We start from the raw sequence: 13,595 nt of genomic DNA on the forward strand, positions 1-13,595 counted from the left end.
ATCGGGCTTGTCGGGCAGGGTTGTCCAGCGCTCAGGTCATGCAATCATAAGGCGATTGACGAAAATCACCTCAGGCCGTGCCGGGGCCAGGAGTCAGTCAGGAGGATACGTGCTCGACCTCGGGCTCCTCGTCGTCCGGCGACTCCGAATCGTCGCCCGCCATGCCCAAGTCCTTGATCTTGCGGGTGAGGGTGTTGCGCCCCCAGCCGAGGAGCTTGGCCGCCTCCTGACGGCGCCCGCCGGTATGCTCGAGCGCGGATTCGATCAGGATGCGCTCGAAGCTCGGCATGGCCGAATCGAGGATGCCGCGCTCGCCTTGCTGCAGCCGGCGCCGCGTCCAGGCGCGCAGGGCGCCTTCCCATTGTTCGTCGGCTTGCTCGGCGGCGGCGATGCCCTCGAGGTCGGGCGGTAGATCGCCGACATGGATCTGCTTGGTGGAGGCCATCACCGTGAGCCAGCGCGCGGTGTTCTCGAGCTGGCGCACGTTGCCAGGCCATTCCAGGCGCTCGAGGCGCTCGAGCGCGTCGTCGGCCAGAATCTTGGCCTCGCAGCCGAGTTCCTTCGCGGCCTGGGCCAGGAAGTGGCGCATCAGCAGGCCGATGTCCTCGCGCCGATCGCGCAACGCCGGCAGTTGGATGCGGATGACATTGAGGCGATGGAAGAGGTCGTCGCGAAAGCTGCCGTTGGCGACCAACTCGCGCAGGTTTTGATGGGTCGCAGCGATGATGCGGACATCGACCTTGATCGGCGTCAGGCCGCCGACGCGATAGAACTCGCCGTCGGCGAGCACGCGCAACAGGCGCGTCTGCAATTCGGCCGGCATGTCGCCGATCTCGTCGAGGAACAGGGTGCCGCCGTCGGCCTGCTCGAAGCGGCCCTCGCGCCGGGTCTGGGCACCGGTGAAGGCGCCGCGCTCGTGGCCGAACAGTTCCGATTCCATCAGGTCGCGCGGGATCGCGGCCATGTTGAGGGCGATGAAGGGCGCCTGCGAGCGCGGGCTGTGGCGATGCAGGGCGTGGGCGACGAGTTCCTTGCCGGTGCCGGATTCGCCGTTGATGAGCACGGTGATGTTGGAGCGGGCGAGGCGGCCGATGGCGCGAAAGACCTCCTGCATCGAGGGCGCCTCGCCGAGGATGTCCGGGCTATGCGGCAGCGGCACCGGTTCGGCGGCGGCCTCGCTGTGGCGGCGGCAGGCCCGTTGCACCTGATCGACCGCGTCGTCGATATCGAAGGGCTTGGGCAGGTATTCGAAGGCACCGCCATGGAAGGCGGAGACGGCGCTGTTGAGATCGGAATGCGCGGTCATGATGATGACCGGCAGCGCCGGATAGCGGGTTGTCACCTGCTCAAGCAGCTCCAGGCCATCGATGCCGGGCATGCGAATGTCGGTCAGGATCACATCGGGCAACTCGCGCTCGAGCGCGTCCATCACACCGACGCCGTTGGAGAAGCTGGTGACATCCATCTCGGCCTGGCGCAGCGCGCGCTCGAGCACCCAGCGGATCGAGCGGTCGTCGTCGATGACCCAGATCCTGGGCACTCTATTCATGGGTCGGCTCCAGTGGCAGATAGACAAGGAAGAGGGTGCAACCGGGCCGACTCTCGCATTCGATCAGGCCCTGATGCTGATTGACGAGTTCTTGGGCAATCGCCAGCCCCAGCCCGGTGCCGCCGGCGCGCCCGGAAACCATGGGGAAGAAGATCCGATCCATGAGTTCCTCGGGGATGCCCGGGCCGTCGTCCTCGATCTCGATCACCAGCACCAGCCGGTGGCGGATGCTGCCGATGGTGAATTGCCGCAGCACCCGCGTTCGCAGCGTCACATGACCCTGCTGACCGGCGGCATCGGCGGCGTTGCGGGCAATGTTGAGCAGGGCCTGGATCAGCCGATCGGTATCGGCCTCGAGATTCGGAATGCTCGGATCATAGTCACGGATGATCTCGGGACCGGCAGGGAACTCGGCGCTGAGCAGGCCGCGCACATGCTCGATCGCATGATGGATGTTGAGCGAGCGCCGCTGCGGCAGATGGTTCGGCCCCAGCATCCGGTTCAGCAGCGCCTGCAGCCGATCGGCCTCGTCGATGATGATGCGGGTGTATTCGCGCAGGCCCGGGTTGGGCAGCTCGCGTTCGAGGAGCTGCGCCGCGCCGCGCAGTCCGCCGAGCGGGTTCTTGATCTCGTGCGCGAGTCCGCGCAGCAGCGCCTGGGTCGCGTGATGCTGCGAGATCAGGTATTCCTCGCGCGCGATACGGAGCTGGCGGTCGACCTGTTGCATCTCCATCAGCAGGTCATAGGGCTCGTCGCGCGCATGCAGCGGTAGCACGGTGCAGTTGACGCGGATGCTCTGCCGATCCGGGCGCTTGACCTCGACCTCGCGCTCGGTAAAGGGTTGGCGCGTCTCGAAGGCCTCGCGCAGCCGGTCCTCGACCGAATCGGTGGGGCAGGGCACCAAGCGCCCCGCCACCTCGCCGAGCACGGTCTTGGCGCTGACCGCGAGCAGGTTCTCGCCGGCGGCATTGATATAGCGCAGCCGCAGGTCGCGATCGAACAGCAGCACGGCGGTGCTTAGGTTGTCGAGGATCATGGTGCCAAGCCGGCTGCGTCCGCTCTCGATGTCGTTCATCAGTGTCACTGGCGCCTGATCGAAAACCCGGTGGATCAGCCATTTCCATCGATTAAGCAAGCACCGAGCCAGATGACGGACGCCGGTTGGGATCAGGTCCCGCGCGCACGGCTGGGGCCGATCCGCTCCATCATTCGCACTAGTTTAGTGCTTAACGCCCTTAGCGAGAGCGTTGGAATGCACCAGCTCCTAACAACGCGCCCAGCAACCAAGGGTCGAGCACCGTGGCTCGCGACCGTCGCGGTCGTGACAGGGCGGTCTTGGGCGCTCGCAGACAGCAGGGCCAGACAATCGCCCACCAGCGCGAGAGGTTCATGTGCAGAGGCATGGGAGATGGCGAGACCCGATTGGGGGCTCGGGGCGAGGGATCCGATGGGGCACTGCCGATGGCGGGCTATCGAGCGGAAGGCAACGAGAAATCGGCCGGCAAAGCGACCGCAGAGGCGCACGCGGGCGTCCTTGCCCGCAGCGGGGCGCGGCAATTCTGCGGGCATCGCCGGCGCCTGGCTTGTCGGTCAGAGGCTGTAGTAGAGATCGAACTCGACCGGATGCGTGCTCATGCGCAACTGGGTGACTTCGTCCATCTTGAGTTTGATATAGCCGTCGATGACATCGTCGGTGAAGACGCCGCCGGCGGTGAGGAATTCGCGATCGGCATCGAGCGCAGCCAAGGCCTGATCGAACGAGTAGCAGACCTGCGGAATGGACTTCTCTTCTTCCGGCGGAAGGTCGTAGAGATCCTTGTCCATGGCGTCGCCGGGATGGATCTTGTTCTGGATGCCATCGAGGCCGGCCATCATCATCGCCGAGAACGACAGGTACGGGTTACCGGTGCTGTCCGGGAAGCGCACCTCGATGCGCGTGGCCTTGGGATTGGCATCATGCGGGATGCGGATCGAGGCCGAGCGATTCCTGGACGAATAGGCCAGCATCACCGGCGCCTCGAAGCCGGGCACCAGGCGCTTGTAGGAGTTGGTGGAGGCGTTGGTGAAGGCATTCAGCGCGCGCGCGTGCTTGATGATGCCGCCGATGTAGTAGAGCGCGGTATCGGACAGGCCGCCGTACTTGTCGCCGGCGAAGATGTTCTGGCCATCCTTGCCGAGCGACTGATGGACGTGCATGCCGTTGCCATTGTCGCCGACCAGGGGCTTGGGCATGAAGGTGGCCGTCTTGCCATAGGCATGGGCGACATTCTGCACGCAGTATTTGAGGATCTGGTTCATGTCGGCGCGCCTGACCAAGGTGGCAAAGCGGGTGCCGATCTCGCACTGGCCGGCGGTGGCGACCTCGTGGTGATGCACCTCGACCGGCACGCCCATCTCCTCCATCGCCAGGCACATCGCGGCACGCAGGTCGTTGAGCGAGTCCACCGGCGGCACCGGGAAGTAGCCGCCCTTGACGCCGGGGCGGTGCCCCATGTTGCCGTCCTCGAAGACGCGCTCGGAGTTCCACTCGGCCTCCTCGGAATCGACCTTGTAGAAGGCGCCGGCCATGCTCACGCCCCAGCGCACGTCGTCGAGGACGAAGAATTCCGGCTCGGGACCGAAGAAGGCGGTGTCGGCGATGCCGGTGGAGGCCAGATAGGCCTCGGCGCGCTTGGCCACCGAACGCGGATCACGCTCGTAGCCCTGCATGGTGGCGGGCTCGAGGATGTCGCAGCGCACGATCAGGGTCTTCTCGTCGGAGAACGGGTCGAGCACCGCCGTCGCGGCCTCTGGCATCAGAACCATGTCCGAGGCCTCGATGCCCTTCCAGCCGGCGATCGAGGAGCCGTCGAACATCTTGCCGTCTTGGAACAGGGCTTCATCGACGATCCGGGCCGGCAGCGAGACGTGCTGCTCCTTGCCGCGCGTATCCGTGAAGCGAAGGTCCACGAATTTTACGTCCTCGTCTTTGATCGTCTTCAACACGTCGTCAGTGGCGGACATCTGCGAAATCTCCCGCTAATTGGTCTTGGGCTTGTGAATGGAGTCTGGCCAGTGTGCTCGCTCAAGTCACTAGCAGGTTATGTACCAGGTCATCTGCCACGGTCTTGGCGATGGCGGACCCATGGAACCTCTGCTGGCGCGGTAGCCTGAGCAACCATGATTGCGCACACAAATAGACCATACCCGGACTGGCGTCGCACCGAAAGAGGGCATGGGTGGCCCTCAGCCGAAATAGAGGCGCACATCGGCGATCTCGGGGTCATCCTGGATGGCGGCCCGCAGCCGCTGTTGCAGCTGCCGCGCGGCGGCTGCGTCGACGAAGGTGCGCAGCGGGAAGAAGACATCGACGGTGATCGCCCCCTCCAGATAATGCAGCAGGACGCGCTTGCGGGTCAGCGCCTCGGGGATCTCCTGCCAGCGCTGGTCGAGGCGCCCGAGGACTTCGGTGCGCATCGGTAGGCCCTTGGTCGGGGTCGCGCACTCGTCGTCTTCCGGATCGATGTGAACGATGACATCGGACATGCGTTCGATGGTCTCCATCAGCCGCTCTTGCACCAGCACGCTGATCGCATGGCCTTCGGAGACGCTGATGTCGGGGTCGACCAGGACATGGACGTCGGCGGCGGTGTTGCCGCCGAGGGTGCGGGTGCGCAGCATGTGGATGTCGCGCACGCCGGTGCTGTGGCGGATGATCCGACTCATCTCCCGCAGACGCTCGGGATCGAGGGCGGTGTCGACGAGTTCGCGGGTGGCGTTGGAGCCCAGATCCCAGGCGATCTTGGCGATCATCACCGCCACGAGCACCGAGGCGATCGCATCCAGGTCGGGAAGACCGGCGAGGGTACCGGCCACCCCGATCATCACGATCACCGAGGAGATGGCATCGGAGCGATGGTGCCAGGCGTTGGCGATCAGCAGATCGGAGCGCACCCGCACGCCATAGGCGCGGGTGTACCAATACAGGGCCTCCTTGATCAGGATCGAGAGCCCGGCGGCGTAGAGGGCGATCGGGCCCGGCTGCAGCAGGGCCTGCGGATGGAACAGACGCTGCACCGCATCCCAGCCGATGCCGAGCGCGACCGCCACCAGCAGGAAGCCCAGCACCAGGGTGGCGACCGTCTCGAAACGGCCGTGGCCATAGGGATGCTCGGCATCCGGGGCCTGACCGGCCTTGTGGCCGGCGAACCAGACCAGCAGGTCGGAGAGCAGATCGGAGAGCGAATGGATGCCGTCGGCGATGAGCGCGTGCGATTGGCCGAACACGCCCGCGACGATCTTGACGGCGGACAGCAGCAGGTTGACGATCGCGCCGACCAGGGTGGTTCGCTTGATGGCCTGGGCGCGCGCCTGGCGGGAATTGATGTCCATACGGGATGCCGATGCGGTCGCTGCGGATGCAGCCTCGATGGGACCGATTATAACGGTGGGGGCGCGTCGACGAGGAAGACGCTTGCACTGGTCCGCGGGCGCCGATCATCGCTATACTGTGGGGTTTTAGCAGCTGCTGGAGTCCGCGTTGGGCACTCAGACGGACGATTTCATCGGTTTCCAGGAACTCATCTTCAGGCTCGAGCGCTACTGGAGCCGGCAAGGCTGCGTGATCCTGCAGCCCTATGACATGGAGGTGGGCGCCGGAACCTTTCATCCCGGCACCTTCCTGCGCTCGATCGGCCCCGAACCCTGGAACGCGGCCTATGTGCAACCCTCGCGGCGGCCGACCGATGGCCGTTATGGCGAAAACCCGAACCGGTTGCAGCATTACTATCAGTATCAGGTGGTGATGAAGCCCTCGCCGGATGCCATCCAGACCCTGTATCTGGACTCGCTGCGCGAACTCGGTATCGACCCCTTGGTCCACGATATCCGCTTCGTCGAGGACAACTGGGAGTCGCCGACGCTCGGCGCCTGGGGCCTGGGCTGGGAGGTCTGGCTGAATGGCATGGAGGTGACCCAGTTCACCTATTTCCAGCAGGTCGGCGGGCTCGAATGCCGGCCGGTCACGGGCGAGATCACCTATGGGCTGGAGCGCATCGCGATGTATCTGCAGGGCGTCGAGAGCGTCTACGATCTGCGCTGGACCGACTCGGCCACCGGGCCCGTCTCCTATGGCGATGTCTTCCTGCAAAACGAGCGCGAGCAGTCGGCCTACAACTTCGAGCAGGCCGATGTCGCAGCGTTGTTCGCGGCCTTCGATGGCTGCGAGCGCCAGAGCCAGGCCCTGGTCGAGGCGGGTCTGCCGTTGCCGGCCTATGAGCAGGTCCTGAAGGCCTCGCATACCTTCAATCTGTTGGATGCGCGCGGGGCCATCTCGGTGACCGAGCGCCAGCGCTTCATCCTGCGCGTGCGCACGCTCGCGCGCGCCGTGGCCGAGGCCTACTATCGGAGTCGCGAGGCGCTCGGCTTCCCGATGGCCGCCGCCAGCAACCGCCAGGAGGCCGCATGAGTTCGATCCCAGACGCCGATCTGCTCGTCGCCGATCTGCTCGTCGAGATCGGCACCGAGGAATTGCCGCCGGCTGCGCTCGCGGGCCTGTCCGAGGCGTTTCGCGAGGCCCTGCTGACACAGCTCGACGAGGCCCGGCTCGGCCACGGCGCGGCACAGGCCTTCGCCAGCCCGCGCCGGCTCGCGGTGCTGATCGCGGCGGTGGCGACGGCGCAGCCCGATGAGCAGGTGACGCGGCGCGGGCCGGCGGTGAAGGCGGCCTTCGATGAGCAGGGCAACGCGACCAAGGCCGCGCTCGGCTTCGCCCAGTCCTGCGGGGTCGCGGTCGCGGCGCTCGAGCGCGAGGAAACGCCCAAAGGCGCTTGGCTGTGCTACCGGCATCGGGTCACCGGCGAACAGGCGGCGACGCTGCTGCCGGACCTGATCGAGCAGGCGCTGGCGGCACTGCCGATCCCGAAGCGGATGCGCTGGGGCGATCGCAGCGTCGAGTTCGTGCGCCCGGTGCACTGGGTCTGCGTCTTGCTCGGCGAGGCAACGGTGCCGGGGCGCGTGCTTGGTCTTGGGATCGATCGACTGACCCAGGGTCATCGCTTCCATCATCCCGAGGCGATCCGCCTGGACGCGCCGGGCGACTATCTCGCGGCCCTGCGCGCGGCTCGGGTCGAGCCCGATCTCGCGAGCCGACGCCGCTCGATCCGCGATCAGGTCGAGGCGCTCGCGGCCGCCGCCGGCGGCCGGGCGATGATCGAGGCCTCGGTGCTCGACGAGGTCACGGCGCTCTGCGAATGGCCGGTCGCGCTGCTGGGTCGATTCGATCCGGATTTCCTCAAGGTTCCGCCCGAGGTCTTGATCGAGACCATGCAGGCCAACCAGAAATATTTCCCGGTGCTCGATGGCGAGGGGCGCTTGTTGCCCTGTTTCATCACCGTCAGCAATATCGAGAGCCGCGAGCCGGAACAGGTGCGGGCCGGTAACGAGCGCGTGATTCGCCCGCGCTTCGCCGATGCCAAGTTCTTCTGGGAGCAGGATCTGAAGACACCGTTGGCCGAGCGGGTCGCCGCGCTCGCGGGCATCGTCTTCCAACACCAGCTCGGCACGCTGTTGGAGAAGACCGAGCGGATCGCCGTGCTCAGCGCCTGGATCGGTGGCGAGATCGGCGCCGATGTGGACGCGACCGAGCGGGCCGCGCGTCTGGCCAAGGCCGATCTGGCGACCCAGATGGTGGGCGAGTTCGGCAGCTTGCAAGGGGTGATGGGCCGCTATTACGCGCAACGCACGGGTGAGCCCGACGCCATCGCCACGGCGATCGAGCAGCATTACTGGCCGAAGCACGCCGGCGACCGGCTCCCGGAGACGGATCTGGCGCGCGCGGTCGCGCTCGCCGATCGGGTCGATACCCTGATCGGGATCTTCGCCATCGGCCAGCGCCCAACCGGCGTCAAAGACCCCTATGGACTGCGGCGAGCGGCCATCGCGGTGCTGCGGCTGCTGATCGAGACCCCGCTCGCGCTGGATCTGCGGACCTTGCTCGAACGGGCTGCGGCAGGCTATCCCGCCGCGATCGACGCGGCAGGCGCCATCGACGAGGTCTTGCCATACAGCATCGACCGGCTGAAGCGCTATTACGCGGATGCGGACAGCGACCGCGCGGCCGATCAAGACGTGGTCGCCGCCGTGCTGGCGCTGGGGCTGACGCGGCCGCTGGATATCGATCGGCGCATCCGGGCGGTTCAGGGCTTCAGGGGCCGTCCGGAGGCCGCAGCGCTCGCGGCCGCCAACAAGCGCACGCGCAATATCCTGCGCAAGGCCTCGCCCGCAGAGATCGGCGCGCGGATCGACCCCGATCTGTTGCAAGACGCGGCCGAGCGCGCGCTGGTGACGGCGGTCGACGCGATGATGGCGCGGGTCGACGCACTGCTCGGGCAACAAGACTATGACTCGGCCCTGAGCGAACTGGCGGGCCTGCGACAGGTGCTCGACGATTTCTTCGAGCAGGTGATGGTGATGGCCGAGGAACCCGCGCTCAGGGCGAACCGTCTGGCGATCTTGAAGCGCCTAGAGACCCTGTTCCTCGGCGTGGCCGATATCTCCTTGTTGCAGGTATCCTGAGGAAGCGCCCGATATCCGATATCCGAATCGCGGCGATTCGGTCGCATCGCTTGAAGGGTGCTTGGGGCCGCCCAATGCAAGCTTGGCAGGCCGCTTCCGGGACGCGGCGGAAAGACGGCCCGGAACGATGACCCGAAAAGATGGCTGGGGCATCAGGGGGAGACGCGTTGAAGTTGGTGATCTTGGATCGCGATGGCGTGATCAACTACGACTCTGCGGAGTACATCAAGTCCACGCGCGAATGGGAGCCGATCCCAGGCAGTCTGGAGGCGATCGCGCGGCTGAACAATGCCGGAGTCACGGTGGCGGTGGCGACCAATCAGTCGGCCATCGCGCGCGGCCTGTGCGATCTCGATGACATCAACGCCATTCATCAGATGCTGCGCTCCCGGCTGAATGCGGTCGGCGGCCACGTCGAGGTGATCGCGTTCTGTCAGCACGCTCCCGGGGAGGGTTGCGAGTGTCGCAAACCCAAGACCGGCTTGCTGCGCGAAATCCGCCGCCGCACGGGGATTCCCCTGGATGACGCCCCCATGATCGGCGATTCCCAACGCGATCTGGATGCCGCCATCAGCGTCGGCGCTCGGCCGGTCCTGGTGCGCACCGGCAAGGGCGAGGACACGGAGCGCCATTTGCCGGTCGCGCTTGCCGAGATCCCGGTCTTCGACGATCTCGCCGCCGCCGTGGACGGCTTGCTCGCACAGTCCTGATCCGTCCCGCATGCCCGTTACGTCCTTCCCTGACGCTGCCCATGATCCCCTCATGAATCGCTTCCGAGCCAGTCTCTTCGAGGCCTTTCTCTGGCTCAGCGTGCTCGGCTATGGCTTGCTGATGCGACTGCTCGCGCTCGGCCTCTCGCGACAACGGCTGATGGCGATTGCCTTGCATTGGCAGCGGGCGGTGCTCTGGGGCTTGCGCCGCCTGTGTGGAATCGATTACCGCGTACAGGGTGAGGCGCATCTGCTCGAAGGCCGCGGACAGATCATCCTGAGCAATCATCAATCGGCCTGGGAAACCATCGCGCTGGGACGTCTCCTGCCCATGCCCCAGACCTGGGTGATGAAACAGGAACTGCTGCGCATCCCGTTCTTCGGTTGGGCCCTATCGCTGTTCGAGCCGATCGCGATCGATCGCTCCGCCGGCCGGCAGGCCATGCGGCAGCTGCTGACGGTGGGGGCCGAGCGACTCGCGCGCGGGCATTGTCTGGTGATCTTTCCCGAGGGCACGCGCGTGGCGCCGGGCGTGAGCAAGCGCTTCGGGCTGGGCGGGGCGCTCCTCGCCGAGCGCACGGGCGCGCCGGTGGTGCCGATTGCCCACAATGCCGGTTGTTTCTGGGGGCGGCAGCCCCTGCGCAAATACGCTGGCACCATCGATGTGGTGATCGGCCCGCCCATCGAGACCGAGGGCCTGAGTGCCCAAGAGATCAACCGGCGGGCCGAGGATTGGATCAGAACCACGACCCAGGCCTTGGTCGAGCATGCCGTTGGCGCGAACCCGGCCGCGCAAGGGCGGGATACGGTGACCGGCTAGCAGCCCGAAGCCATGCAGCGGCCCCGCCACGCGGAGGCAGGGCACGTGATGAGCGGCGAGAGGGGGCGGAGGTTCCCGGTTGGCCTCCCGGTTGGCCTTCCGGTTGGCTGGGCCGTCTTCGAGCTAGATATCGATATTGGCGGCATCCAGGGCATGGCGCTCGATGAAATCGCGGCGCGGCTCGACGTGCTCGCCCATCAGGGTGGTGAAGATCTGATCGGCCGCCACCGCGTCCTCGATGGTGACGCGCAGCAGGCGCCGACTGTCCGGGTCCATGGTGGTTTCCCATAATTGCTCGGGGTTCATTTCACCGAGGCCCTTATAACGCTGGATATGGTAGCCACGGCGGCCTTCGGCGAGCAGCCAGTCGTAGGCCTCGTCGAACCTGAGCAGTTCCCGACCGCGCTCCCCGCGCACCACCCGCGCCCCAGGCTTGATCAGACCGGCGAGTTTTTCTGCCAGGGTCGCGATCCGCCGATAGTCGGCGGAGTCGAAGAAGTCCATGCCAAGCTCGCGGGTCTCGGGAATCCCGTGCACGAGCCGGATCACCGACAGGCCCGCCGGCCGATCGGACTCAGCCGCGCGGATCTTGACCCGATAGTCGATCGCGGGACCCGCCTGGGTGCGCAGACGCCGTTCGAGATCGGTCGTCCAGCCCGACAGTTGCTCCTTATCTTGCCGCATCTCCGGGGTCAAGCGCGGCATATTCAGGAGTTCGCCGAGAAAGGTGACATCGTAGCGGGTCGCCATGCGCGCGAGCATGGCGCGAAACACCTGATAATCGCTCATCAGCGACTCCAGGCCCATGGCGCTGATCGGCGGCACCTCCGGCTCGCAATAGAGGGCGGCGTTATCGAGCGCGGCGCGCAACAGCGAGGCGCTCATCTCGGCATCGTCGAGCAGGTAGTCTTCCTGCTTGCCGCGCTTGATCTTGTAGAGCGGCGGCTGGGCGATATAGACATGGCCACGGTCGACCAGCTCGGGCATCTGCCGATAGAAGAAGGTCAAGAGCAGGGTGCGGATGTGGGCGCCATCGACATCGGCATCGGTCATGATGATGACGCGGTGGTAACGCAGCTTGTCCGGGTTGTAGTCCTCGCGACCGATGCCACAGCCGAGCGCGGTGATCAGGGTGCCGACCTCGGCCGAGGACAGCATCTTGTCGAAGCGGGCCTTCTCGACATTGAGGATCTTGCCCTTCAACGGCAGGATGGCCTGGAAGGCGCGATCGCGCCCCTGTTTGGCCGAGCCGCCGGCCGAGTCGCCCTCGACGATGAACAGCTCCGAGCGCGAGGGGTCCTTTTCCTGGCAGTCGGCCAGCTTGCCGGGCAAGCCGGCGATGTCGAGCACGCCCTTGCGGCGGGTCATGTCGCGTGCCTTGCGGGCGGCTTCGCGCGCGCGCGCGGCCTCGAGCATCTTGTTGGCGATGACCTTGGCCTCGGCCGGATTCTCCTCGAGGAACATATCCAGATGCTGGTTCAGGAGCGTCTCGACCACCGGTTTGACATCGGACGAGACCAGCTTGTCCTTGGTCTGCGAGGAGAACTTGGGATCAGGCACCTTGACCGAGACCACCGCTGTCAGGCCCTCGCGCGCATCGTCACCGACCGGGCGCGTCTTCTGGTTCTTCACCAGTTGCTGGCGCTCGATGTACTGATTCAGGGTGCGTGTCAATCCGGCCCGGAACCCGGCCAGATGGGTGCCGCCATCCTTCTGCGGGATGTTGTTGGTATAGCAGAAGATGGTCTCCTGATAGGCATCGTTCCACTGCAAGGCGATCTCGGCGATGATCTCGCTGCGCTCGGCGCTGAAGTAGAAGACGTTGGGATGGATCGGCGACTTATTCTGGTTCAGGTGTTCGACGAAGGCGCGGATCCCGCCTTGGTATTCGAACACCGCCTCGCGGTCGGTGCGCTCATCCTTCAGCCGGATGCGCACACCGGAGTTGAGGAAGGAGAGTTCGCGCAGGCGCTTGGCGAGGATCTCATAGTGGAATTCGAGGTCGGTGAAGATGGTCGGCGAGGGCTTGAACGAGATCTCGGTGCCGGTGGTCTCGGCGGGTCCGCATTCTCTCAGCGGATAGGAGGGTACACCGAGTTCATACTCCTGTTCGTAGACCAGGCCATCGCGGCGAATCCGCAGGCGCAGAGACTCGGAGAGGGCGTTGACCACCGAGACGCCGACGCCATGGAGGCCGCCGGAGACCTTGTAGGAGTTATCGTCGAACTTACCGCCGGCGTGGAGCACGGTCATGATGACCTCGGCGGCCGAGCGGTTCTCCTCGGGGTGGATATCGACGGGAATACCGCGCCCATTGTCGATGACGGAGACGGCGCCGTCGGCATGGATGGTGACCAGAATCTCGGTGCAGTAGCCCGCCAAGGCCTCGTCGATGGCGTTGTCGACCACCTCGAAGACCATGTGGTGAAGCCCGGTTCCGTCATCGGTATCGCCGATATACATGCCGGGACGCTTGCGAACGGCATCAAGGCCTCGAAGAACCTTGATGTTTGAGGAATCGTAGCTCATACGCGAGTCATTCTATGGTGCTATCGAACAGGGCCATGCCTCTGAAAAGGCTGGGGATCGACGCCGACGGGTCGAAAGTCTCAGGGAAGCGATGCGGAGCAAGGGCACTCGCGCCCCCGTCGTGGATTCGGCTGGACTGAGCGATCGGCGACGTTCGCGCTGGCGCTTCCCGGAAGAGGCAAAATCGCCAGAACTGATTGATTATACACGGATGGCGCCGATTCCGGCGGGCCATCGGCGGCTTGGCGAACGGTCCTCTCCGGCGCTTGAGTTGCCTGTCCAGCCGGGGGTTCCACGTGGAACGCGACGATCGCTGCGCGCGGGCGAGTCGGGGTCACGTTGTCCAGGCGGGGGTTCCACGTGGAACACGGCGATCGCTGCGCGCGGGCGAGTCGGGGTCACGTTGTCCAGGCGGGGGTTCCGCGTGGAACAC

Annotated in this window: 9 protein-coding genes; 4 read left to right on the forward strand and 5 right to left on the reverse strand. The window is 65.7% G+C overall.

Annotated features, from left to right (window positions below):
* Positions 1 to 97 precede the first annotated feature (97 nt).
* From ntrC to ACLFQI_RS06175, 4 genes are all read right to left on the reverse strand, one after another.
* Positions 98 to 1,549, reverse strand: coding sequence for a nitrogen regulation protein NR(I) (gene ntrC / locus ACLFQI_RS06160; protein ID WP_410758011.1), 1,452 nt, complete (start codon positions 1,547 to 1,549; stop codon positions 98 to 100).
* On the reverse strand, positions 1,542 to 2,624 hold the full coding sequence (glnL, locus tag ACLFQI_RS06165) for a nitrogen regulation protein NR(II) (RefSeq protein ID WP_410758012.1): 1,083 nt from the start codon (positions 2,622 to 2,624) through the stop codon (positions 1,542 to 1,544). The genes ntrC and glnL overlap by 8 nt, the downstream gene beginning before the upstream one ends.
* A 515-nt stretch (positions 2,625 to 3,139) precedes the next feature.
* Positions 3,140 to 4,552, reverse strand: a complete 1,413-nt coding sequence (gene glnA, locus ACLFQI_RS06170; RefSeq protein ID WP_410758013.1) for a glutamate--ammonia ligase — start codon at positions 4,550 to 4,552, stop codon at positions 3,140 to 3,142.
* Positions 4,553 to 4,774: 222 nt separating this feature from the next.
* Positions 4,775 to 5,920, reverse strand: a complete 1,146-nt coding sequence (locus ACLFQI_RS06175; RefSeq protein ID WP_410758014.1) for a cation diffusion facilitator family transporter — start codon at positions 5,918 to 5,920, stop codon at positions 4,775 to 4,777.
* A 148-nt stretch (positions 5,921 to 6,068) separates the two neighbouring features.
* Between ACLFQI_RS06175 and glyQ the strand changes: the two genes are divergently transcribed.
* From glyQ to ACLFQI_RS06195, 4 genes are all read left to right on the forward strand, one after another.
* Complete coding sequence (gene glyQ / locus ACLFQI_RS06180) at positions 6,069 to 6,995, forward strand: glycine--tRNA ligase subunit alpha (protein ID WP_410758015.1); 927 nt, start codon at positions 6,069 to 6,071, stop codon at positions 6,993 to 6,995.
* Positions 6,992 to 9,103 (forward strand): glycine--tRNA ligase subunit beta, encoded by a 2,112-nt coding sequence (glyS, locus tag ACLFQI_RS06185; protein WP_410758016.1) that lies wholly within the window; start codon positions 6,992 to 6,994, stop codon positions 9,101 to 9,103. Before glyQ ends, glyS begins: the two co-directional genes overlap by 4 nt.
* 176 nt (positions 9,104 to 9,279) lie before the next feature.
* Positions 9,280 to 9,813 (forward strand): D-glycero-beta-D-manno-heptose 1,7-bisphosphate 7-phosphatase, encoded by a 534-nt coding sequence (gmhB, locus tag ACLFQI_RS06190; protein ID WP_410758019.1) that lies wholly within the window; start codon positions 9,280 to 9,282, stop codon positions 9,811 to 9,813.
* Between the two features lie 52 nt (positions 9,814 to 9,865).
* A complete protein-coding gene (locus ACLFQI_RS06195; protein ID WP_410758017.1) occupies positions 9,866 to 10,633 on the forward strand; it encodes a lysophospholipid acyltransferase family protein in 768 nt (255 codons plus the stop codon).
* A 123-nt stretch (positions 10,634 to 10,756) separates the two neighbouring features.
* Here the strand turns inward: ACLFQI_RS06195 and gyrB are convergent, their stop codons facing one another.
* Entirely contained in the window at positions 10,757 to 13,162 is a 2,406-nt protein-coding gene (gene gyrB / locus ACLFQI_RS06200) for a DNA topoisomerase (ATP-hydrolyzing) subunit B (protein ID WP_410758018.1), read from the reverse strand.
* Between the last annotated feature and the right edge of the window lie 433 nt (positions 13,163 to 13,595).

This window comes from Halochromatium sp. (assembly GCF_046541315.1).
In the GTDB taxonomy this organism is placed as follows: domain Bacteria; phylum Pseudomonadota; class Gammaproteobacteria; order Chromatiales; family Chromatiaceae; genus Lamprobacter.